Origin of the sequence: Paraburkholderia aspalathi (genome assembly GCF_905220735.1) — a bacterium.
Lineage (GTDB): Bacteria > Pseudomonadota > Gammaproteobacteria > Burkholderiales > Burkholderiaceae > Paraburkholderia > Paraburkholderia aspalathi.
Map to the genome: position 1 here is coordinate 965,429 of NZ_CAJNBA010000002.1, position 19,892 is coordinate 985,320.

A 19,892-nucleotide genomic window follows, 5' to 3' on the forward strand; every position below is an offset into this window, starting at 1 on the left:
ACGGTGATAACTTTGCATATGTAAAATTAATAAGGATTACTTTTTTATTGTAGCCGTCATGCGGTAACCAAGAGCGTTCGCGCGGATGCCCTTCAGCTCCAGAGTTCCTCGTTCCACCTAGCAGTCTCGTAGCCGTGCCGGGCCAATAGATCAAACACCGCTTCGTCTAGTCTGTCCAGCGTTGTAGGTGCAGATGCTGCTTGACTCGTGCGTTCCTTGCTGAGCCACCTTTGTTCCTGCAAGAGCGTCGCGCTTGGTCGCTCCTTCCATTTTTCGAGGGCGGTTCCGACGTCATCCCCAAGGCGCAGATAAAAGCCTGCCCCTGCGTTTTCCTGGAGGAAATTAGCGAAGCATCGTACCCGAAGTGCTCGGGTCTGCTCCAACGCAATGTCTGCGATCCGCCTGAAGCGGAGTGGATTCAACGGATGTGGAATCCGTTTTTGAAGAAACGCCGCGCCTGCATCCGAAACAATCAGCCGGTTGATGCCCTCGTCCCCAGTGTTCTTAAGCTGTTGCCTGCCGACGTCGAAAAGAGGTTCAATGCCGAGATTGTCGTAAATTCCACCATCGTAAAGATGCAAACGTTCGTGTGGCACCTCGTAGGGCTTTTCTCCATCTCTTGAATCCCAATGCTCGCGTTTCATCCATCGGAAATCCCTCGGCCGGATGGCGAGCGGCCCGATTAAACCCGGGAATGCGGCCGAAACAGCAAGTGCAGATGCGAGACTCAGGTGCGAAACGGACGCATAGCCGGATTGATAGTCTCCCATCCTGCCTCCTTTGAATCGAAACCGTACTCCTGTCTCGCCAGTAGTCCCATTGATTGACCAGACCGGGGTGCGCTTCAGCGTGCTGATTGGTGCGTCGATTTTCCAAACCGACCTGATAGCCTGCTCGATGATGTTGGCGCGCGACATCAAGTATCGCCAGTTCAACGGACTAGCCACCAGGCGGACAAGCGACGAAGTTTGCAGCGAGGTCGTCGTCAGAACCTTCCTGATTTCGCCAAACACCTGATTCCGATAGCCCTCGGAGGTCGGCCATTCGTACTCTGACCGACTCATCACAAGCCCGACGAAAAGGCTGCCGCCGGAAACCGACGATATGTGACTTACATACTCAAGCCGCCCCTGCTCCGCGAGATACCGCAATACACCAGCATGAAACGCGGCGGCCCTGACACCCCCTCCTGATAATGCAAGACCAAGCCTGGTCTGCCCTTTCGCGCCCGTAGTCAATGTTTCTCCGGTTTCGCCAAAATCGTTGCGTCAGTATCGCCTGCGATAAGCATTACGCTGGGCAATCCATCGTTTGCCATGACGGTCGCCAAATGGTCGAGCAGTTTGTAATCGTCTGTGCTCGGCCGACTGGACACGTGGTCGGGATGGGAATGCCATTCGCCCACGTAATCAACAATGTTCGCAGTTCTACGGCGACACTCCTCAAGCGCCTCCTTCAGTCCGACGGTGCCCCGCACGAAGCTGCCCCGCTCCTCGATGCTATCTAGCGGCGCCGGCAGCGCATCAACGAGGAAGCAGGTATCGACCTGCAGATCCCAGTATCCCAGCAGAATGCCACCCGTCTCGTTGGGTAGTCGCGCAGTTCGCATTTGGCGCAATTTGGCGAGCAGCCCTTCGTCCCACGCGATACGCCATCCACCGCTATCGCTGTAGAGCGGCTTTGCAACTGGAATCTCGGTTGCGGCAAGGTGACCTGTCAAATCATCGAGACTCCAGGCACACATCCGGGCATCGGTTATCCGTACGTGCAGGCGCAATCGACGAGCGAGAGTCGCCGCATGCAGTGTCACGAGTTCGTTCGAGATTACCGCCGAAATGTCCCGGCAGCCGCCTCCTACCCACAGTTGGCCATAGTGACCGGCGAGGTGCTGCGCACCCCAATCGCTCATCAGCACGGCGCGATAGTACTGCGACTCCAGCGAGGAGAGCCGTACGTTGCGTCCGCTGTCTTCTAACAGTAGAACCGACCCGAGACCTGACGGCGTCAGGAACGTTGAGGCAGAGCGCGGTGTCTCGTCATTACTGGCGAGGTCCCGTGGCGCATTGAGTGAAGTCGTAGCATCAACCAGCAGGGTTACCGACTTGATTGCAGCGTCAACGCGAACGTCTGGTGCGGTCACTTTCGCGTGTATGGCGGCCGCACCATCCACACCGGGGGAAAAATTCCTCTGCATCACGTCCGCTACTGTGGCAACTTTTGACCGTCCAACGTGCTCATACCGCCCGAGGTGCCGCACGATATTGTGCGCTCTCAGTACGTCGTCATCTACCAGTGTCCATCTACCCCAGCCAGCCCGCGACCACATGTCCGCCATTGCGCTACCCAAGGCGCCGACGCCCGCAATGAGACCGTCGAAGTCGGCGTCATCCTCCCCCACCCCCGACATGGCGCGCGCGTCTGCCTTGGTCGGCGCGATGCGAACGTCCAGCGGTCCGACAACGAGGTCACGCCATGCCTCGCCCACCGGCTCAGCTGTACCTGCCGCCGATGCGAGCCGCGCCGTTGCGTCGACGTAGGCTTTACCGTCCTTTCCGTCAATGAGTGCGCCGCAGGCGACACCCAACCGCGCGAGACTGGCCTGGACCACAACCCCTTGCAGATCAATACGCTCGGGTTCAGCATCGGCCGACGCGATTACGGGCATACGGATAACGATGACGGTACCCACTCCCCCGGTTTTCATTTCCAGACCCGAGGTGGTTGTGTGGTCCTGGATTGCGCGCCTCAGTTCGCTTATTACGCTGGAGCCGCGCGCCACCAATTGATCCTCTAGCGCTCCCAGACTGGAAGGATAGTCGTTAGTGGGCTTGTGAACGACGGGTGCGATCGCCACCGGCAAAACATCCGTGAAGGTGTTCCCAGGTTGTCCAGCGCTCTGTCTCGGCAGGAATTGCCCGATGATGACTTCGGTGTTTTCCGATCCCGATGGGATCGCATGAAGGAACAGTGCCTCATCCGGCGAAAACGACCGCTGGCAAAACTCCGGCGGTAGCACGACTTGCCAGGGACTAACGAAGTACATCCGCTCCAACGGCTGGTCGTTGCGATGCAGTGTGCCGAGTGATGTTTCCCTGAGCCACCATGCGACACGGGCGAGGTGCCGTTCGGGCGTCCACGCGCGCTCAACCGTGCTCCACGGCTCGAAGTATAGACACAAGGAGCGCGGCTCGCCAGGGCCAACATGGTTCTGATGCAGTGTGCCCGGGAAATCTGTCCGCAACGCGCGGACGTCGTACGGCATTTCCCCTCCCTTCTGATGCATCAGAAGGAGGCGCTCTCGGTTCCTGATGCCAACGGGACTGCGCGACGGAACAGTCCCGTCGCTGCAGTCGACCTCAATCCCCTCGATGATGCGCACGCTCTTTCCATTCTGCTCAGACACAAACGCACGCAGCGCGACGACGTCGAAGGCATGGCTCTTCTCACATGCGGCAAGAAGCCGCCGGGCACCTTCAGTATGAAGCTGCCCGGCGTCAGTGCCGGGAAGCAACGTGCCGAAGTCAGCGAAAGCGGTCTCCATCTAACCGGCCCGGGGTGCAGCCACAGCCGTCGCAATTGCTGCAGCGGACGCTTTTGCAACGTTACACGTAATGCCATAGGTGTCGATCCTGAATTCGATCGGCTCAGGCTTGAATCCGTTGGGTTCTTCCATGGTCACAAGGAACTTCGCCCCACCGACCTTGCGAAGGTATGTCTCGTAACACTTCTTCGCTTGGATATGCGGTGGCTGCGACTGCTCCCGCCCCTCTCGCGTGTCGTGGATCGGACAACTTGAGCTGACGATGTACGCACCCGACTTGCCTTGGAGCAACAACTCCTTTACACCCGGCCTGGGTACAGTCTCGAAGTCCCCTTTGTCACTACTTAACGCGTAGGCGCTGCAGTGGTGCGGAATATTGAAGAGGTCCCACTCGAGCCGGTCCATGTTGCAGTGAAATTTCGTAGTTGCAACGATGTCTTCGAGCACATTCCACGTCGAGTCGCCCACTGCGAGATAGTCGTACCGCTCGCCGCCCTTGACGAAACGGACATTAAAAATCAGTGACGCTTCGTTGCGCAGGTCATCACCCTCATCGACATGCTTGATGAAGGGCGAGTGGCAGAAGAACTCGACGCCGTCCAGCTCCAGGGTGTACTCCGGTACGAGTTGCCCCGCGTCCGTAATCAGATGCTTGCGAGACTCGAGCGTGAGGCCGTTTTCTTCCAGCCATCCCTTGAGCTTCTCAGGCTTCGAAAACACGCGAATACCTTTGCCTTCACGAATGCGATGTCGCGCCTCCTGCCTCCAGATGACGAATTCGGAAGATTGATTGTCGTTGGTGCCGCACTCGAGAATCATCGCTGCGGGCACCCAGAGCGTATCAATCTTGATCCGATTGCCGCCCTGGTACTTCGCAGCGTGGCGAAGTTCAAAGAACTCCGTGCTGTTTTCGAGATGGTCCTTGTCGCCGTGAGTGAGCGCGACCACGTTGAAGTAATCGCGGCCTGCCTCTTTCAGTTCATCGAGAAGGCGCTTCTTGAGGTTGATTTCAGGCCCTTCGCCGCTTTCCGTCTTCGAGAGATGACGGAAATCGAACAGCAGGCGCTTACCGTTCTCCAGAATAATCTGGCTGGCATCACCGTTCCCCACCGGATAGAACAATACACGCTGTGCCACTGGTAACTCCTGTGCATGGTTGCTGGGCTGCACCGGTACACGATCCAGTGGGTAAACCACATTTTCGAAAAGATCCTTCCGGAAGACGACGTATCCGACGATGATATGGCCCTTATAGCAACCAGACATTCGCGGAGAACTGGTCTTCGGGGTTCATCAGCCCCACTTTTACGTGGGTACTCGTGTGGATGAACCGACCATTTCCGTAAGATACATCTAACGGCAAGGGTGTGCAACTGGTGACAACGGATTCGTTCGGATGTATCTTACGGTAGATAATGACTAGAATTCCGCCAACCCAAAGCACTGTGGAGATGCTGCCATGTCCCTTGGGGCAAAATTGAATACATTACGTCTGCGAAAAGCCGAATCGTTGCAGGCAACAGCGGACGCGGTCGGGATAACAAAGACCCATATATGGGAGCTCGAAAAAGGCAAGAGCTCCAACCCGACTGCCGAGCTGCTTGGCAGGTTAGCAGCGCATTTTCAGGTAACCGTCGATTTCCTTCTCGACGCCGGCCGGGACACACCATCGGAAAAGGACGAAGCAGCCGTGTTTTTCAGGGATCTCCTGGACCTCTCGGAGCGAGACCGGGCTACAGTCAAGCAAATGATCAAGCACTTCAAAGACAACAAAGACCAACGATGACCTCGCCCGTGACGCTAGATTTGATAGAGCTCGACGGCAAAGCGACCCCCGATGCTCTCGCCGATGAAATCTTTCGGCAGAATCCAGCGGTACCATTCCCTGTACCTCTCGAAGAGTTCTCGCGACTCGCAGGCATAGAGTCAATCAGCGAGCTTGATAGCGATGGATTCGCTGGGATGCTCGTCACCAACGCGGAAAAATCCCGGGGCGCAATCTTCGTGCGGGCAGGAACCGATCCTCGCCGACGCAGATTTACGATTGGCCACGAATTGGGACATTTTCTTCTTCCCTGGCACAAGCAGGAGCGGTTCGAATGTAAGCCTGCCGACGTCACCATCTCCTCATCGGCCTTGGGGCAAAGCTCAAAGTTACCCGGCATAGAGATCGAGGCAAATACCTTCGCTTCGGAGCTGCTTATGCCTCGGCGAGAGTTCAAGCGGACGATGAATGCATACGGCGAACCCGAGCTTGAGCACGTCGCAGACTTGAGTTCAAAATTTGACGTTAGCGTCGAGGCGACCATCTGGAGATACAAATCACTGTCGGACTACCCGGTCGCGTTTGTCTTTGCACACAACAATGTGGTGCGCTACTGGACCAAGGGACCTGAATTCCCTTATTCACTTTGCGTTCGGAAAGGCCAGTCGCTTCCGCGCGAGAGCGCTGCTTCAGCCGGAGAGCTTCTGTGGGACTGCGTTCCTTCGCATCTCTGGCTCGAAGAGAAGCGACAGCTAGTCTTGCCCGAAACAATCCTCGAGCAAACCCTCCATCAGGTTGGCGGCTATAGCGTCACGCTTCTATATATCGACGAGCTCCCAGATACCGACGAATAGCGCTTCTCGTTTTCTGGATGAATCTTACGAGATAAAGCGTGCCAGTTACGGCAAGCGCCGCTGCATCCGCCCCTCCCCCAACGACCTCGAGCCATAACCTAAACGGGGAGATCGTCCGAGAAAGAATGCGTCCGATCTTCGTTCGAAATGAGCCGCTCCGAAATGTGCGAAAGCCATACCATGCGGCCATGAGAGCAAGCGGCCAGCCGGCGCGATAGAACACAATCTCGACCAGTTGCTGTTCGGTCGTAGCGTTGCTTTATCACCCACCCGTTTTTTCGGGGCCAGGCTTTCTCGCCGTAGCGGCATGTCACGGGTTTTGCGTGGAGCGCGCTTCGTCCCGTTCCGTTGGTGTGGCGATATCCACGATGTCCGTATCGGCAAGGCACGCCGTATCTAGGTACCCTTGGAGTGTGGAAACAACGGATTCGCGCGTGTCGTCGTCTGGACGGGGAAATGTTGATGCGCTATAGGCGTGCAGTATAGTGATAAACATGACAACGCATTTCGTATATTTGCTTTGCAGAGCATCAAGGTTGGTTGGCACTTTGTTGGTCTCCACATCAATACTGTGGTGATTTCTCACTGCCATAGCGCCGCAGTTGATGGACGTCGGCGACCTCCCAACGAATGTCTTCGCGTGATCGTACACATACTCGACGCATTTCTTCGCACCGAGGGTCATCGACATCAGGTTGCTCCACGCTAAACGCGGATCCAGCACCTGCGGCTCGTTATACATCATGTCCGAGTACGCGACATCGCCGAGCACGTCCACATTTGGTTTCGGGCTCACCGTTGGCTCGGTCTTGATGACTTTTAGCGGCCCGAGGGTATCGTTGATGACATAGCCGTTTTTAAACCCGTCTGACTCAAATTCTTCCGTCGTATGTTTGAAGTTCTCTATTCGAGAGGCAAGCTCCGTTTTTTCCACATTGCCGCCAAGAATTGCACCGGCGGTGTTGGCCGTTGCGACATGCTGTCGTGCTAGGTATTCGATCATCTCGCGCGCGCTTGCCGAGCGCGCCGTCTGCTCGCTTTCGAGCTTGGCCTCGCGGGCTTGAGCATCGGCGTGGAGGTTAGTCAGATAATCGCCGAGAATGCCTGTACACAAGAAACTGACGAGCACTACCATGAGCGGGTGACGCAGCCAATGGTCGATTCGCTCGGGCCAGCTGCGAGACCGGTTTCTATCTACCTGGAGATGAGAAAGCGTCGGCCTGCGGTCTCTGGCAGATGGCTTCTGCGTCGCATCTCGTCTCACTGTCATTGGAGCTCAGCTAGCAACGTGGATGAACACCGTGGGCCGTGGCGAGACACGGACCTGATTTTATTACCTCGAACGTAGCTGACGAACAGACGGACAGCGGCCACCGTGTGAGACGTCTTGTCGGGCGATCGCTCATTCAATCTAGTAACTCGCCGGTGTCCTGTCCAGAAAAAACGGTGCGCCTAGCAACCGGCGAGGTCCGACGCTTCTCGACCGAGTGTCCATTGGCCCCAAGCGCGATGTCGCCGTGCATGGGGGCAGAGGGGAGCCTGTCAACCGTGGCACCTTGAACCGCCAGCCACGGCACCGGCGCGGCAAGCCTATGCTGTCGGTTAAACTGGAACTCGGCCGGTCGATGTATTACGCATAAAATTGCCCGACGATTTCGGCCGGGTATCTTTAGAGGGCGGCCCAGTGCGTCAGGGCCAGTGCAACCGGCTTCAGACGGCCTGAACAGGAGGGTGCGCTATGTAGACACGCTTCCTTTTTACCAGATTCTGATCTTTGTAGCCGTACCTCGCGGCGGATTACGCTTCAAGAAAACCAGAGTAGACGTGCCTCTCAAGACCGGTTTGCCCTCTGCCCCAAAAGCTTTCCCGGAACAGGCCACAGAAGCGCCGCCATTTACCTGAACGTCGCATGAGATCGCTCCTCAAGGTTAGAAGTTGAGCAAGCGTGGCACTACCAACACTGGAAGGCTCGCAGCAGCGGTGTCATACACACCGTAGCCTGTCAGGCTCACCTCGCGGCCCTTCCGAAATGGTTCTCCAGCGTTCGCGAGTAGGCTTTCTTTGTCGATTCGCCCATGACGCGGTGCAGAAGATCCCTCCCTTTCTGTTCAATTCGTTCGAGATCAGCCACGCTCAGGATTGTGATGCCTTGCTTAAGCGAGTTTACGAGTCGGTCGGTGTCAACGTCCGTCTTGTTTGGCAGCTCGACCATTCCCGCGGAGATTGCTGTCATCGGCATGCGATAGACGAACTCGGGCTTATCCCGGTGCGATCCCCACAGACTGTGCGCTATCTCATTGCGCTCCCGTGCGTAAGAAAGCACTTCGTTCATTAGCGCGTCAAAATCGTCACGAATTGATGCATCGAGAACCTCCTTGCCGATTCTTCTGACTGCCTGCACCCTGCTGTTGTTGTTGTTGAACGAGTCGAGTACTGCCAGCGCAGCCCGATGGTCGCCGTGCATCATCAAACCTAGCAGGGCCGTGATGGAGCTTTCGATCAACGACCAGCTTGTGAAGATGCGGCCAAGCACTGCCGCATGGTCAGGATGCTCGACCAACGCAAGTTCGCTAAACGAGATCCCGTCGACTTCAATTCCAGCAGGCATAGAATTTATCCAAAAAACAATGGCCCTCGCAAGTTGCCGAGTGCGTGACTGGTGGGTGTTTTCCTGTTTGACCCGCGCGACCGGCGCGAGCGCTTTTCCGTTCAGTTTCGGAGCACGTCTATTGCACAGTTCAACGCTTGCCGCAGCTGATCGGTGTGACCTCCACCTGGGTAATCGACATCTTGCTTCTTGCACGCTTCTTGAACCCGGTCCAACGCCTCTTTAGGATCGTTTCTCATCAGGAGCGTCGTGGCATAGCCAAAGTACTCCCATTCATGGACTGTAGCGCGACGCCCGTATTCGTCTAGCTGATCGAACAGTTGCGTCATTAGCTCGGAAACGATTTTGCCCTGATGAAACGGTGGCAGGTCATCGAACTCGATACCGACGGCCAACCCGCTTGATGCTGCTTGATAATCCAAATACCTATGCATTGTTCTATTTCCCCGTGTTTTCCTACGGTTCCGGATCTACAAGCGTCGAGATAGCACCAAGCGCACGGTCCCCAACTACGACCGTGCAGTGCGTGTATCCCGAGTCGATGAAAGCGTAAAGTCGGTGCCGACCGTCGACGATTGAAACACGGCCTTGATTAAAGCTTAGGTAAGGTGCCTCGATCGGCTCGCCGTTTCGAATCTGAGGGAGCCAATGATGATACTTCCCTGGCTTAAACGTGCCATCCGTCCTCTCTGCGTGCTCAAAAGCCCAAACGACGTCGCCCTTCAGCGCATAGCTTAGCCAGTCAAGATTCACCCTAAGAACATGCGGCGCAACCGAAGTGTTTTCAATGAAAGTGAAATTTTCGTATATACGAGGCGGCTTACTTTCAGGGATAAAATCCTCTAGTGAAAATGTTTTCATGGTTTCCGTTTTAGATGCCCAAGCGCTTCGCGCTCTCGATGGCACGCTCCGCAACTCGGTCGGCTACCTCGTTCGCGAAGCGTTCAGCGTCAGTGTTCACTTGCTCGTTGCCGAGGAAGCTGGCGACATACCCTGCCGCCGCGCCTTCCTCGGTCTCCGATGCGATCAGCGCGATCGAGGAGCCGTGGGTCGAATGGCCGGTTTGCATGTCCCAAAATACGTCGAGCGCTTTAAGCTTATCGGCAGCTTCCCGCAGGATCGACATGGCCGGTTCGTTATCTACAATGTTCACTATGTTTTCCGCTGCGTTCAGAGCGGCTGAAACTGGCACTCGGTGTCCAGCACCACGCGACCATCGTCCAGATGGATGATGCGGCGAAACGGCTCTTCCGCGTCGTCCCGCAACACCACACCTTCTATCGCCCGCGAGGCGTCGTGATGAAAACAGACAGCTACTCGCTTGCCGGCCAGCGCTCCTTGTTTCGGGAAATCAGTTGCCGTAATGTTTGCTTTGACGCCCATTTTCGTATCTATCCCTTAGCTGCGTTCGCCGGTCCACCGGCTTTTCCGTCTTCTTTCTCGCCCACATCGCGCATGACCCTATCCGAGGCCCATGAACTGGGCTACGTTATCGCCCGACAATAGAACGCTACGCCCGTCCCCGCAGAACGGCCTCCAAGAGTTTCTTCTCGAGGCATGCAACCTGAATTCCAGGACGATCAGGACCCGATGCATCGAGGTAGTGGCAACTCGGCTGTGAGTCCACTTGCTTAAACGGACAGTTGTACCGATCCGGACAAGTGCGGCTCGGCATAGCGTTGGGTGGAAGTTTCGGCATATGTTTCCTCGTTGCTCGGCACCATTGCTCTTCCTAGTTGTTTGAATCCCAAATTCCGATCACGTGGCGGGACTGGAAAGAGACTGAAAATCCCGTGGTCATATCCGGCGTGCATAGCGGGTTGTTATAGAGCCTTCCGTGGTACTCGCCATCTTCGACTCGGTCCGTCGTTACCCACATGCGCTCAACCTTGATCTCTTCGGCTCCGAATTCGTCGACGGTACGAATGCGAAAGATCAGCTTCACCGTGTCACCCGGAACGAGAGATTCGCGTCGTTCACCTTCAGGCAACCAGAATGTCGCTGGATGCGCTTGAGCGATCAGTTCCACGTCGTCTAGCTCCCAGCCGTCCCGCGCAATTGCCGCAAGTGCCATACGATAACTCCTGTTTTCCTTCTCACGCGGCCTGGACCGCTTTTCCTAGTTTCGAGGGATGGATGCCGCCAACGCTTCCCTCACGGATCTGAGTTCGACAAGGAGACGTTCGGTCGCATCCATCATCGCTGAGTGCGACTCCGGTGTTACCTTTCGAATCGTTTCCTTTCCCGCTCGATTCACGAGGCCGACGTGAATTTCTCCCTTGACACCTTCGGGCGTTTGATCCAGCCCGTGTGCGAATGCGTTGCGGTAACCCTTAAATTCCTCGACACGCTTCAACAACCCTGGCAATTTAGCCGCAGCAAGGTGATCCCGAAATGCCGGGACAGTCGCGCGGGCAATCTCGATCTTACTTTGAAACGTAAGTCCGTCCCGCCTCAGAATTAAGCGGACAAAGTCGCTGCGCGTCGCATCGTTAGCATAGTGGTCGGCCAAGATCGTGACGATCTCATCCTCAAGCCAGATCGCGTAGTGCGTTAGCTCGCCGGTCACCACAGCATCGAAGTCTTCCCTCAAGAGCGTCTTATAGTCCATTCGCTTTTCCCTTTCGTTTATCGGACTTCAGCCCAGCTAAGTTAGCCGTGCCTCAGATGGGGTCTGGCGAAATCTTCCAACGCTTGGATCGCAGTCAGTATGTCTGTCGTCAATTTGTTATCTGCCGAGTTGCGAGTTCCGAAAACTTCCGATCTGATCTTTTTCGAGAACTCACGGTCAACTTTAAAATTCTCGCCTTCACTTACGCAGTTGTCGACATAACTTTCGATCGCCGCGTAGAGGATGGACACGCAACACGACAACCGCTGTGTCGCTTCGCGCGCATGCGTTCCCCAAATTGCTTCCACTTCAAGGCCGCGAGTATCGAACTCTTTCAAAGATGTGGCGACATGCGACCAACGATGTTTGAATACATGGTTCCACGCATTCACTTCGTCATTCGTGGACGGATTGATGCCGCCCTGCTTATATCCTGCCGGGAATTCCGCTGCGACCACGAGCGGGGCGCGACAGTTGAACAGCGCCTCACGAAGTGAATAGGACGCGCGCATCAGCGCTAGTGCAGCCTCGAATTTGGTTCTTCCGCCAAGCTCGCGAAGCCAGTTATTCAGCCCCTTTCGAGCGACGAGCGCCGTGACAACCCCCGCTACCGCGAGCGCCACATCCTTGACCATGCCCACGACTAGGCCAATCTCAGCTAGCGCCATGACAACTCATCCATGGTCTCTTCTCCGATTCAATGTGCGTACTACGCCCCCGAAAACTGGATCTCGGGCTGGTGGACGATCACAATGGTCTGGCGATCGTTCTCGATGCGGGCTTGCATCCCACCGCTTTCGCGCGCAGCCTGAAAGACATGCGCGTTAATATAGTTGTCGAACCTAAACGCCAACAGGCGCTTCTCGACGGACTCAACCGTGCAGTTCATGAACCCTTCAGCGGTCTCTGCTACGTTTGCTCGTGCTGCCAAATCATGAATGTCGGTCGACATAGAATTCGTTCCTTTTCCGTTATCGGCTCACCTGGACGTATTCACCGTGCGTAGTGAACATGTGACCGTTCGAGGCATCAACACGTATCGCGCGGTTCCCGAGTTCGTCCTGTATCTCCAATGCGCCATCCTTCAATCGGGCGGATGTTTGTTCAGTCTCCGTCGGCATGAGGAGCTTGGGCGACTTGATAACGAAGAAGTCTCCGTGACGCTCGATGACTTCCGTGTCGGGACCACGACCATGTACTTTCTTCCACGTACCGATGAACTGGCTTCCCGTGTCTTGAGCGACGGCTGCGACTGACACCATCAGCGCGAAGGCGCCTAATAACTTTGTGAGAATAGTCACTGCAAAATTCTCCCTTTTTTCTGTTCCTCGACCCAGCTACCAGCGGGGCGGCACGGCGCAGTGCTTTTCCGCCCTGTTAGCGCGTGGCCCGATATCCGGGGACTTCGCTTCGCGTAAAATCCTCTAGGGCGCGCTTAACCGTTTCTTGTCGCAGCTTATCGAACTGATCCGTTCCCAACGTTCTTCTGATGGCAGTCATCAAGCTCGCCACGGCAAGATCATCCGTAAGCTTCTCGCCGTTCCATACGCCAAGACCCGCAAGCTCGCAGAATCGGCGGTACATACGCTGAATTAATTCAGCCCTGTTAGGCACGTTTGCCGCAAATTCACTGCCCGTCTGCCACGCATCACTGCCCATTTCGAACATTGCATCTTCGAACCTCTTGAGCGCAGCGTCGGTCTCTACTGTGCTCCATAGCACCCACTCCGAGCGAAGGTTCGATAGCTTGGCCGAGTATGCCATTGCCTCTTTACACGGCCCAAGCCTGAATATTTCTACCAACGACGTGCGGTACAGTTTGGCATAGGCCTCGCAAAATTCGACATATTTGTCGAACGACAAAGTTGCCATATGCGACCCAGCAGAATCGAATGCACGCTGCAACACATCGCGTTTTCGTTCTTCCTCTCGTTGCAATGCATCTCTCTGGCGCTCTTCGGCCCGGTTTGCGCTCGAGACCAACCAAGCAGCAGATCCGGCAATGATCGCGCCCACGATTGAGCCAAGGCCGCCAAACAAGGCCGGAACGTATGTACTGATCGCCGTCGTTGCGGAGCCACACGCAACGACGGCGCTAGCTGCAACCACCGCAGACGCTGCCATTTAACCCCCGATCCAACGTTGTTAATTGCTCTCGCGATCCGGTTGCGTCAGGCTTGGAAGAAATCCCGCTGTCGCGTGGTACGCGTCGCCCGTGTTCGCCTTTCCTAGCTTTGATCAATCTTCGGTAACTCGTCGCTTCGAAGAGCGATATCGCGGCGGTGCTGATTCATCGACAAGACCCTTGCGCGCTCTCGGACGGAGTGGAAAACGCGTCCACATTCCTCATCTGTTTTGCACCCGATGAGCAGGCTTTTCGCGTTGTCCACGATGTCTTGCATCTCGATACGACCTTCCTCTCGTAAAGCTTCCTTTTCTCGGAATTTGTAGAGCGAGATAAGTCCCGTGGCGCCAGCGCTGACAAAAGAGAGGACGGCCAACACCACCTTGCCATACGTGGCAAACGTACTGTCGCTGATGAAACTTGCAAGGGCGCCTGAAACCAGCGATGCGAGGAACGCCGCGCCCGCACATACGTGCCACATCCAATAGTGAAACGTCGAAGCGGATTTGTATTCAGCAAGCTCTTCTTGTTCGAGCCTTGAAATGAGGTCCGACAAGAGTTTTTTATGCTCACCCGGCGCCGATTCATCCATCGCAGCTTTCCTTTTTTTTGCGACCGCCGCCGCTTTTCCGATCAATTAAATGGGTTCAACGAGCGGATAACTTCGCCAACCACTTCCGTGCCGAACTCCGCATACTCTTTCGGCCACTTGAGGAGGCAGCGCGCAGCAAAGTCATCGTCACGGCGAGTGTTCAGCTTGCCACGCTTGCTGTTCGCCAAGATCGGCCGCAAGCACGCTTTCGTTGCGTCATCCATCGTTGCACCTTTCGTTGGCCGCCCCGTTTTTCCGTCTTTCTCAGCTAGATTCAGCGGATTCGCTTTTGCTGGCGACAGCTTTGTCATTGGTCTCCGTCTCGCTCGCAAAACCATCTGCCCATTGGATGGCCAATGCGATTACTGCGATGAAGGACATGATCCCGATGACGACTCCAACAATGCTGAAAAACATGCCGATACTGAAGTGCTGAGCGGTCAGATAGTCGCCCGCGCACATCAGAACGACCGTTGCAACTAGCCCCCCCACCGTCACCGTGACATAGCGTCGAAATGAATTGCGCTTTTCGTGCTCGACGGGGCTGGGTGCCGTTAGCGCTCGTTGATCGCCGGGTGCTGCGGCATCAACGCTCTTAGGGCGGTCGACCTCACCCACTTTTCCGACTAAGGTTGGTAACGCAATCAAAAAGAAGGAGAAAAACAGCAGGATCAATCCCGCGCTGCCGGATTCGATTTGCCCAGACAGCAGGCTACTGGAGACGTTGATCTTGCCGGTCGCCTGGATGCCCTTCAGGAGCAACAGTACGCCGCCGACTCCAAACCCGATGCCAGCCAATTGTGCAATCAGCGCCCGCAATTCTTTTGGATTCCACACTTGTTAGATTTTCCTGTTGAGTTTTTGTTTTCCGCTGTTCAAGCGTCGGTTAGAGTCGGTAGAGGAACGTCCCCACCTGACAGTAATGGTTCCACGCCTGTCTAGCTTTCTCGTTCAATGCTCCGACGCACGATTGGAATTCGGTAATTTCCCCCGCCGAGGGCAACCTGCCCTCTTCGAGGTCCCCGTGCCATGCCGTCGTAACTTTCATCACTTCGGCCACCACCGCACGATATTCGCTCAGCGCAGTGTCCAGATCCGCCTGTGAGAAAACGCTCATCGCTTTTCCGTTGTAGCTACTGGTACTCAGGGACCGACGCGAATTCAGCCGGGGTCATGGTATCAAACTCGATGACTGCCTCCAGACGCATACCGGCCTTCGGCTCGCCATGCAGTGCAGCCAGGGCAACGGCACTTTCCCCAGCTTTCACGACAAGCGTTTCGTCGCCAACGGTCACGCGCACAATCAGGATCATTTCTGCCGGTGTTGCAAAGCGGCGTACTGCTGCTTGATGGTGCGATGCAGGCCTGCGTCACCGAGCGCTTTCCATGATTCATCAAACTGTTCAACGTTGTTCACGTATCTCTCCGTTTTCCTTTGCCCGGCTACGACGTAGGCTTGTCCTTTGCATCCGTAGGTGCCTTGAGCGCGTCCGGTCCAACCTTTTCGAGGATGACCTTGTCGGCTAGGCTCAAGCTAACTGGAACTGGGTTCGTTGCCTTCGCCTCGCCGAGAACCTTTTCTATCTGCTCCAGCGCTCTTTGGAGTACGGCATCCTTCTGCGACTTGCTAAGGTCATGGCGAGCCAGCTGAATCCGAATAATGTCCAGCCACTTGCTTGCCACATATACTGCCTGCAATGGATCCATATCGTTTCCTTGTGCCCGGCGCCAGCCGGCGTTTTCCGATCAATATCGCTGTTTTAAGACGTAGTCGGGACCGTGGCGGAATATGTCGTCTTGAAATGCCTTTGGGTTCGATGCGCATGAATTGGCCGCAAACTCACGGCGCGCCTTCAACATCGAGTAAGGTTCATCAGGAGCCCCCTTCGGTTGATAGGCAATGTATGCGCCTTCAGCGAACCCGACACAGCTTACGAGCGCTATGTCGTTGCTACTCATGCGGGATATTGGCTTCGGAGAAACAGCAGGTGTCGCCAAGCAAAATTGCGACATCGCCTTCTCTTCCTGCTTAAGTCTTTCGAGCGGGATTGGTTTCTTTGACACGAATTGTAGGGTGTCGATCAGCGCGTTGACCATACTCCGACAATAGAGATCGACAGACGTCCGCTCAGCGGCGTTTCCGGCCGTGCCGACCGTCGACAGCATGGCAAACACCAATGCCCATCGTTTCCCTGTTCTCATCGTTTTTTCCGATGGCTATCGCCCTCGCCTTCAATCGGCCTGGAGGACGTAGGCCGACTCGCTGTCCGGCCCCCAATTGATAATAAGAAGACGCCCCGTCGTTACCTCAAGGGACTTATTCCACACATCCAACAGTCCAGAAGAGTAGTGGAACGGGCTCTTGTTCTTGGTCCCGACGAGGAATGCGACAGGCATCGATCGTATGTTTCGCGGGTTGCTACAACGAATTACTTCGATGTTTGCCGGGTCCGCATCTCCGGCGAAGTTGCTTCGTAAGCGGTCGCCGGGATACGCACATACTGGGTACGCCCAGCCGTCGGGTACGGATGGCCCTGCTAGTTTCAGATAGCCGGCGGACAGTCCGCCGTTCACGTCTGCGGCGCTACGGAAGAACTTAATCTCCACTGACTCGGCCTGAAGCGATTGCTTGCGCGATTGATTGACCACTTTGTAAGTACCGCTCAAATCTCTTTCGTCAGTCTGGCTTGATGGCGCATTCGTTATGCATCCCCCCAGCAGCACTGCCGTGATAACTGAGCTGACGAATGTAAGTACTAAATTTTTCTGTCTCATTTTCATTCTTTCAGCGCTCTGAAGTGCGAGTTTCGTGTCCGCCGGCGCCGCCGGCTTTTCCTAGCTATGACAGTCGCTCCCCGTTTGCTCATCCGAAATGGCGCTTCCGATGGCAGTTTGGGCAAAGCGCAATTGCGTTTTCGACAGTATCCTCGCCGTTCTCGGCCAACGGCTGGACATGGTGAACCTCGAGATACGGAGAGCCATCCGACTTGCGCATGAAGGGTGACGGCTCCTCACAATCTTCGCAGTAGCCATTGGCGCGTTCGAGTGCAATAGCGACCACATAGGGGTTCCGCACGAACGCCGTGGACGTCACCTCGATCTGCTCCGGCCTCGGAGACCACGCCCGCATGCGCACCTCCCGATCCTCGGGCGACAGTGTCGCAGCGCGGCGAACCTGCCGCTCGAAATCCTCGTTCACTGCCGACTGGCGCGTCATTGATTTCTGATCCGAAGCCTCCCACAGCGTGCCCACCGTGTTGCCTTGCGGCGGCACCTTGCCGCCGAGAAACTGCTTGATCTCCGCGTCGATCGGCGAAAGCTCGATGAATTCTCGGACCTTGAAGATGGTCCTATCACCCTCGGAACGCCTTCCGGTGATGACCCCACCGAAAAGTTGTCGCGGATAACCATCTCGCCGCGCAGGATTGGGGAGAAGTACGAACATCGCGTCGCCCTCTAATACGCGATCAGGAGCCACGATCCACATGCCGGTTTCATTGCTCCCGACGAAGTCTCGGTTCCACTGGTCGTGGTCACGCTCCCTATTGCTGCCGGTAACCACAAATCCCCGCGGGCAGTTCGCATAGGCCTGATGGTTTCGGTAATCGTGTATCGTTCTAATCATTGCAGTCCCCCGTGTGACCGTCATAGCGTGCATTTGTGGCCGCCGCGCGCGTTTCCGCCCCACGTTAGTCTGTTCGCCTGGTTATGGGAAGTGCGTGAATCTGCATTGAACGTGGAATCCGCACATAACGATAGTTAACGGCATCCACGCATCAATCTTTATCAAGAGGCCTGTCTAATGCCGCGATAGCTTCCCATCGTTCCCGCCGAGTCACCTCCAGATACGGGGCAACGTGGTCCAGATGGGAATGCCCAAGCAGCAACTGCACCGTGTCAAGCGAGTGGCCCTGCGCAACCAGGCGGCTCGCAAACGTCCTTCGACCACTGTGACTGCTATAGCCGACCCCGAGACCAGCCGAACGGTACAGACCTGTGACATAGCTTCGTAGGCTGTCGGCCGCCAGATATTCGGCCGTCTCGCCGTCGAAGTTGACTTGGCGCTTAACGCTAAGCTCGAAAGGGCCACCTTTCTGCGTGAGAATCAGCCGCGTGCGAGGGATGAGGCCGCGATACTCGTGCCGCTCAAGAGCCGCACCGGCGCCGCGTTGGTAGCGCCATTCGACATAGCGGTCGAAAGCATCGATTGTGCGTGTGTGTGACAGGTAGATACAGCGAGGACGACAGCCCTTGGTGATCGAGCCTCGCAAGCTGACCTCCTCACGACGCACTCCCGATTTGGCAAGGACATCACCGACTTCAATACGTGCAATCTCGGTGATTCGCATCCCACAAGTGACACCCAGCAACAGGATCAACGTATCGCGCTCCGGAAACCGGCTTGTCGCCTGAGTAACTCGCGGGAGGTGGCGAAGTTTGGCGGGGGTAAGGACTTCGGCGCGTTTGGGTTCAATGTTTCCTTTCTCGGAATACGCTCGAAAATCGAGCCTGTTACGAGAGAAAACCGTTGGACGCTCCTTTCCAGTATATCGCCCGATGTGCCTCACTTCCTCGGAAAACCCGGTGGCACAGCGGCGGGCGCCGCATGGCTTCGGTCCAGCGACGTAACGGGGTGAAGTCAGGATGCTGATCGCTTCTTCGTCGCGACCTTGGGTGTAGCGCGGCGAGGCTTGCTGGTCTCGAGAGAGGATAGCGGGCGCTTCCGCGTCGCCGCCTGGTTTGCGACGGTGGTCGCGAGTTGCAATCTCAGCGCGTCGAGTTCCCTGACGTATGCCACATTCGAGCTGCGAAGCGCTTCCAGATTTCCCTCCACGACGCCTGCGCGATGACGCGCGTCGCCAAGCTGAACCTGCAGCGCCTGGATTTCCTGCCGGTGCCGGGCCTCGCCCTGCTCCGCCCTGCGCGCGGCCGCTTCAAGCTCCTTCTGGGACCGTGCGTTCATGCCCCGCTCACGCTCGATCTCAAGGAGCGCCCGCTTCTCGGCTGCCCGCAAACGCTCTTCCGCGAGCTCGGCGCTGCTCCGCAGTTTGTCGAGTTCACCCGAAAAATCGGCCCTCGCCTGCACCAGTGCCCGGTCACGCGCACCGATCTCGTCCTGCTGTCGCGCGACTTCAGTCTCACGCGCCTGACGCATCGCCTCCCCGGCGGCCTGCGCCTGTTCAAGCTCCTGAATGCGCACCTGTGCTGCCAGCAACGCGCCGGTGCGCTGCTCGAGCGCCGTTTCGGTCCGCACAAGCTCGGCCTGCAGTGATGCTACCTCGTTGCGCGCGTTGGTCTTCTCTGCCTCGGCGTCAATCCGCAGAGCCTCGAGCGCCGCCTGCGCCGATGTGGTGGACTTCGCCCACAGCGTCGCGACCAGTTCTCCTGCAGCCGCCTGCAACTCCACCGGCAGATCGGGATGCCCGATCCGCACCCTGCTCTTCTCGCGCAACTCGACCCAGAACTCGCCGAGCACCTGAGTCGGCGTGCTCATGCTGCCGCGCTTCACCAGCTGATACAGCCGGTTCGCGGTCGGCGTGATCCCGAAGCGGAAGAACAGCAGCGCGCAGACTTCACGGTACAACTCGCGAGTCTTCGGGAATGCGGCCTTCAGCCGGTCGATTTCGGCGGCAAGGCGGGCTTCATCGGGCAGGACGTCGGACATGGGTGCGGTTTCGGTTAAATTCAATAAATAATATAACGTAAACCGTCAAATATCCAATTCATATAACAGATAATTTTGACATTATGGCTATAATGTCGATATTCTGTACGCTGTTGCCGGCAGCAAACGCA

27 protein-coding genes are annotated in these 19,892 nt (G+C 56.4%); 2 read left to right on the plus strand and 25 right to left on the minus strand.

Annotated features, from left to right (window positions below; genetic code table 11):
- Window positions 1-92 precede the first annotated feature (92 nt).
- The 3 genes from KHO30_RS15105 to KHO30_RS15115 are packed head-to-tail and all read right to left on the minus strand — an operon-like array spanning window position 93 to window position 4,678.
- Window positions 93-1,238, minus strand: a complete 1,146-nt coding sequence (locus KHO30_RS15105; protein WP_211701430.1) for a patatin-like phospholipase family protein — start codon at window positions 1,236-1,238, stop codon at window positions 93-95.
- Window positions 1,235-3,541 carry an anti-phage 6A-MBL system cap2_3 protein gene (locus tag KHO30_RS15110; RefSeq protein WP_211701431.1) on the minus strand — a complete coding sequence of 769 codons (2,307 nt, stop codon included), beginning with the start codon at window positions 3,539-3,541 and terminating at the stop codon, window positions 1,235-1,237. The genes KHO30_RS15105 and KHO30_RS15110 overlap by 4 nt, the downstream gene beginning before the upstream one ends.
- Window positions 3,542-4,678: an anti-phage 6A-MBL system MBL-fold protein gene (locus KHO30_RS15115; RefSeq protein ID WP_211701432.1), complete on the minus strand. Its 1,137-nt coding sequence runs from the start codon at window positions 4,676-4,678 to the stop codon at window positions 3,542-3,544.
- A gap of 322 nt (window positions 4,679-5,000) precedes the next feature.
- Between KHO30_RS15115 and KHO30_RS15120 the strand changes: the two genes are divergently transcribed.
- Together KHO30_RS15120 and KHO30_RS15125 are read left to right on the plus strand one after the other, a co-directional pair.
- Window positions 5,001-5,327, plus strand: a complete 327-nt coding sequence (locus KHO30_RS15120) for a helix-turn-helix domain-containing protein (protein WP_211701433.1) — start codon at window positions 5,001-5,003, stop codon at window positions 5,325-5,327.
- Complete coding sequence (locus tag KHO30_RS15125; protein WP_211701434.1) at window positions 5,324-6,160, plus strand: ImmA/IrrE family metallo-endopeptidase; 837 nt, start codon at window positions 5,324-5,326, stop codon at window positions 6,158-6,160. The genes KHO30_RS15120 and KHO30_RS15125 overlap by 4 nt, the downstream gene beginning before the upstream one ends.
- A gap of 310 nt (window positions 6,161-6,470) precedes the next feature.
- Here the strand turns inward: KHO30_RS15125 and KHO30_RS15130 are convergent, their stop codons facing one another.
- From KHO30_RS15130 to KHO30_RS15235, 22 genes are all read right to left on the minus strand, one after another.
- Window positions 6,471-7,295 carry a hypothetical protein gene (locus KHO30_RS15130; protein WP_211701435.1) on the minus strand — a complete coding sequence of 275 codons (825 nt, stop codon included), beginning with the start codon at window positions 7,293-7,295 and terminating at the stop codon, window positions 6,471-6,473.
- Window positions 7,296-8,168: 873 nt separating this feature from the next.
- The gene (locus KHO30_RS15135) at window positions 8,169-8,768 is read right to left on the minus strand and encodes a hypothetical protein (protein WP_211701436.1); all 600 of its coding nucleotides are present in this window, start codon (window positions 8,766-8,768) and stop codon (window positions 8,169-8,171) included.
- A 101-nt stretch (window positions 8,769-8,869) separates the two neighbouring features.
- Window positions 8,870-9,190, minus strand: a complete 321-nt coding sequence (locus tag KHO30_RS15140; RefSeq protein WP_211701437.1) for a hypothetical protein — start codon at window positions 9,188-9,190, stop codon at window positions 8,870-8,872.
- Window positions 9,191-9,639: 449 nt separating this feature from the next.
- The gene (locus KHO30_RS15145; RefSeq protein WP_211701438.1) at window positions 9,640-9,894 is read right to left on the minus strand and encodes a hypothetical protein; all 255 of its coding nucleotides are present in this window, start codon (window positions 9,892-9,894) and stop codon (window positions 9,640-9,642) included.
- 44 nt (window positions 9,895-9,938) lie between these two features.
- Complete coding sequence (locus tag KHO30_RS15150; protein ID WP_211701439.1) at window positions 9,939-10,151, minus strand: hypothetical protein; 213 nt, start codon at window positions 10,149-10,151, stop codon at window positions 9,939-9,941.
- A gap of 349 nt (window positions 10,152-10,500) precedes the next feature.
- Entirely contained in the window at window positions 10,501-10,842 is a 342-nt protein-coding gene (locus tag KHO30_RS15155; RefSeq protein WP_211701440.1) for a DUF2314 domain-containing protein, read from the minus strand.
- 45 nt (window positions 10,843-10,887) lie between these two features.
- The gene (locus tag KHO30_RS15160; protein ID WP_211701441.1) at window positions 10,888-11,379 is read right to left on the minus strand and encodes a hypothetical protein; all 492 of its coding nucleotides are present in this window, start codon (window positions 11,377-11,379) and stop codon (window positions 10,888-10,890) included.
- 41 nt (window positions 11,380-11,420) lie between these two features.
- Window positions 11,421-12,047 carry a hypothetical protein gene (locus KHO30_RS15165; RefSeq protein WP_211701442.1) on the minus strand — a complete coding sequence of 209 codons (627 nt, stop codon included), beginning with the start codon at window positions 12,045-12,047 and terminating at the stop codon, window positions 11,421-11,423.
- Between the two features lie 41 nt (window positions 12,048-12,088).
- Window positions 12,089-12,331, minus strand: coding sequence for a hypothetical protein (locus KHO30_RS15170; RefSeq protein WP_211701443.1), 243 nt, complete (start codon window positions 12,329-12,331; stop codon window positions 12,089-12,091).
- 19 nt (window positions 12,332-12,350) lie between these two features.
- Window positions 12,351-12,680, minus strand: a complete 330-nt coding sequence (locus tag KHO30_RS15175) for a hypothetical protein (protein ID WP_211701444.1) — start codon at window positions 12,678-12,680, stop codon at window positions 12,351-12,353.
- A 76-nt stretch (window positions 12,681-12,756) separates the two neighbouring features.
- Window positions 12,757-13,503, minus strand: coding sequence for a hypothetical protein (locus KHO30_RS15180; RefSeq protein WP_211701445.1), 747 nt, complete (start codon window positions 13,501-13,503; stop codon window positions 12,757-12,759).
- A gap of 104 nt (window positions 13,504-13,607) precedes the next feature.
- The gene (locus KHO30_RS15185; RefSeq protein WP_211701446.1) at window positions 13,608-14,096 is read right to left on the minus strand and encodes a hypothetical protein; all 489 of its coding nucleotides are present in this window, start codon (window positions 14,094-14,096) and stop codon (window positions 13,608-13,610) included.
- Window positions 14,097-14,137: 41 nt separating this feature from the next.
- Complete coding sequence (locus tag KHO30_RS15190; protein WP_211701447.1) at window positions 14,138-14,407, minus strand: hypothetical protein; 270 nt, start codon at window positions 14,405-14,407, stop codon at window positions 14,138-14,140.
- Window positions 14,361-14,933: a hypothetical protein gene (locus tag KHO30_RS15195; protein ID WP_211701448.1), complete on the minus strand. Its 573-nt coding sequence runs from the start codon at window positions 14,931-14,933 to the stop codon at window positions 14,361-14,363. The genes KHO30_RS15190 and KHO30_RS15195 overlap by 47 nt, the downstream gene beginning before the upstream one ends.
- 49 nt (window positions 14,934-14,982) lie before the next feature.
- The gene (locus KHO30_RS15200; RefSeq protein WP_211701449.1) at window positions 14,983-15,213 is read right to left on the minus strand and encodes a hypothetical protein; all 231 of its coding nucleotides are present in this window, start codon (window positions 15,211-15,213) and stop codon (window positions 14,983-14,985) included.
- Between the two features lie 16 nt (window positions 15,214-15,229).
- Window positions 15,230-15,409 carry a hypothetical protein gene (locus KHO30_RS15205; RefSeq protein ID WP_211701450.1) on the minus strand — a complete coding sequence of 60 codons (180 nt, stop codon included), beginning with the start codon at window positions 15,407-15,409 and terminating at the stop codon, window positions 15,230-15,232.
- Between the two features lie 130 nt (window positions 15,410-15,539).
- Window positions 15,540-15,803 carry a hypothetical protein gene (locus tag KHO30_RS15210; protein WP_211701451.1) on the minus strand — a complete coding sequence of 88 codons (264 nt, stop codon included), beginning with the start codon at window positions 15,801-15,803 and terminating at the stop codon, window positions 15,540-15,542.
- Window positions 15,804-15,842: 39 nt separating this feature from the next.
- Window positions 15,843-16,298 carry a hypothetical protein gene (locus KHO30_RS15215; RefSeq protein ID WP_211701452.1) on the minus strand — a complete coding sequence of 152 codons (456 nt, stop codon included), beginning with the start codon at window positions 16,296-16,298 and terminating at the stop codon, window positions 15,843-15,845.
- 30 nt (window positions 16,299-16,328) lie between these two features.
- Window positions 16,329-16,871, minus strand: coding sequence for a hypothetical protein (locus KHO30_RS15220; RefSeq protein WP_211701453.1), 543 nt, complete (start codon window positions 16,869-16,871; stop codon window positions 16,329-16,331).
- 88 nt (window positions 16,872-16,959) lie between these two features.
- Window positions 16,960-17,583: an HNH endonuclease gene (locus KHO30_RS15225; RefSeq protein ID WP_211701454.1), complete on the minus strand. Its 624-nt coding sequence runs from the start codon at window positions 17,581-17,583 to the stop codon at window positions 16,960-16,962.
- Window positions 17,584-17,872: 289 nt separating this feature from the next.
- Entirely contained in the window at window positions 17,873-18,571 is a 699-nt protein-coding gene (locus KHO30_RS15230) for a tyrosine-type recombinase/integrase (RefSeq protein ID WP_211701826.1), read from the minus strand.
- Window positions 18,572-18,735: 164 nt separating this feature from the next.
- Window positions 18,736-19,761 (minus strand): DNA-binding protein, encoded by a 1,026-nt coding sequence (locus KHO30_RS15235; protein WP_211701455.1) that lies wholly within the window; start codon window positions 19,759-19,761, stop codon window positions 18,736-18,738.
- Window positions 19,762-19,892 lie beyond the last annotated feature (131 nt).

What these genes read in the sequence shown, in the direction of transcription:
- KHO30_RS15110 (WP_211701431.1), bottom strand. Translation starts at nt 3,541, where the DNA reads ATGGAGACCGCTTTCGCTGACTTCGGCACGTTGCTTCCCGGCACTGAC.
- KHO30_RS15120 (WP_211701433.1), top strand. Translation starts at nt 5,001, where the DNA reads ATGTCCCTTGGGGCAAAATTGAATACATTACGTCTGCGAAAAGCCGAA.
- KHO30_RS15125 (WP_211701434.1), top strand. Translation starts at nt 5,324, where the DNA reads ATGACCTCGCCCGTGACGCTAGATTTGATAGAGCTCGACGGCAAAGCG.
- KHO30_RS15130 (WP_211701435.1), bottom strand. Translation starts at nt 7,295, where the DNA reads ATGGTAGTGCTCGTCAGTTTCTTGTGTACAGGCATTCTCGGCGATTAT.
- KHO30_RS15135 (WP_211701436.1), bottom strand. Translation starts at nt 8,768, where the DNA reads ATGCCTGCTGGAATTGAAGTCGACGGGATCTCGTTTAGCGAACTTGCG.
- KHO30_RS15145 (WP_211701438.1), bottom strand. Translation starts at nt 9,894, where the DNA reads ATGTCGATCCTGCGGGAAGCTGCCGATAAGCTTAAAGCGCTCGACGTA.
- KHO30_RS15150 (WP_211701439.1), bottom strand. Translation starts at nt 10,151, where the DNA reads ATGGGCGTCAAAGCAAACATTACGGCAACTGATTTCCCGAAACAAGGA.
- KHO30_RS15155 (WP_211701440.1), bottom strand. Translation starts at nt 10,842, where the DNA reads ATGGCACTTGCGGCAATTGCGCGGGACGGCTGGGAGCTAGACGACGTG.
- KHO30_RS15160 (WP_211701441.1), bottom strand. Translation starts at nt 11,379, where the DNA reads ATGGACTATAAGACGCTCTTGAGGGAAGACTTCGATGCTGTGGTGACC.
- KHO30_RS15165 (WP_211701442.1), bottom strand. Translation starts at nt 12,047, where the DNA reads ATGGCGCTAGCTGAGATTGGCCTAGTCGTGGGCATGGTCAAGGATGTG.
- KHO30_RS15170 (WP_211701443.1), bottom strand. Translation starts at nt 12,331, where the DNA reads ATGTCGACCGACATTCATGATTTGGCAGCACGAGCAAACGTAGCAGAG.
- KHO30_RS15180 (WP_211701445.1), bottom strand. Translation starts at nt 13,503, where the DNA reads ATGGCAGCGTCTGCGGTGGTTGCAGCTAGCGCCGTCGTTGCGTGTGGC.
- KHO30_RS15185 (WP_211701446.1), bottom strand. Translation starts at nt 14,096, where the DNA reads ATGGATGAATCGGCGCCGGGTGAGCATAAAAAACTCTTGTCGGACCTC.
- KHO30_RS15190 (WP_211701447.1), bottom strand. Translation starts at nt 14,407, where the DNA reads ATGACAAAGCTGTCGCCAGCAAAAGCGAATCCGCTGAATCTAGCTGAG.
- KHO30_RS15200 (WP_211701449.1), bottom strand. Translation starts at nt 15,213, where the DNA reads ATGAGCGTTTTCTCACAGGCGGATCTGGACACTGCGCTGAGCGAATAT.
- KHO30_RS15205 (WP_211701450.1), bottom strand. Translation starts at nt 15,409, where the DNA reads ATGATCCTGATTGTGCGCGTGACCGTTGGCGACGAAACGCTTGTCGTG.
- KHO30_RS15210 (WP_211701451.1), bottom strand. Translation starts at nt 15,803, where the DNA reads ATGGATCCATTGCAGGCAGTATATGTGGCAAGCAAGTGGCTGGACATT.
- KHO30_RS15215 (WP_211701452.1), bottom strand. Translation starts at nt 16,298, where the DNA reads ATGAGAACAGGGAAACGATGGGCATTGGTGTTTGCCATGCTGTCGACG.
- KHO30_RS15220 (WP_211701453.1), bottom strand. Translation starts at nt 16,871, where the DNA reads ATGAGACAGAAAAATTTAGTACTTACATTCGTCAGCTCAGTTATCACG.
- KHO30_RS15225 (WP_211701454.1), bottom strand. Translation starts at nt 17,583, where the DNA reads ATGTGGATCGTGGCTCCTGATCGCGTATTAGAGGGCGACGCGATGTTC.
- KHO30_RS15235 (WP_211701455.1), bottom strand. Translation starts at nt 19,761, where the DNA reads ATGTCCGACGTCCTGCCCGATGAAGCCCGCCTTGCCGCCGAAATCGAC.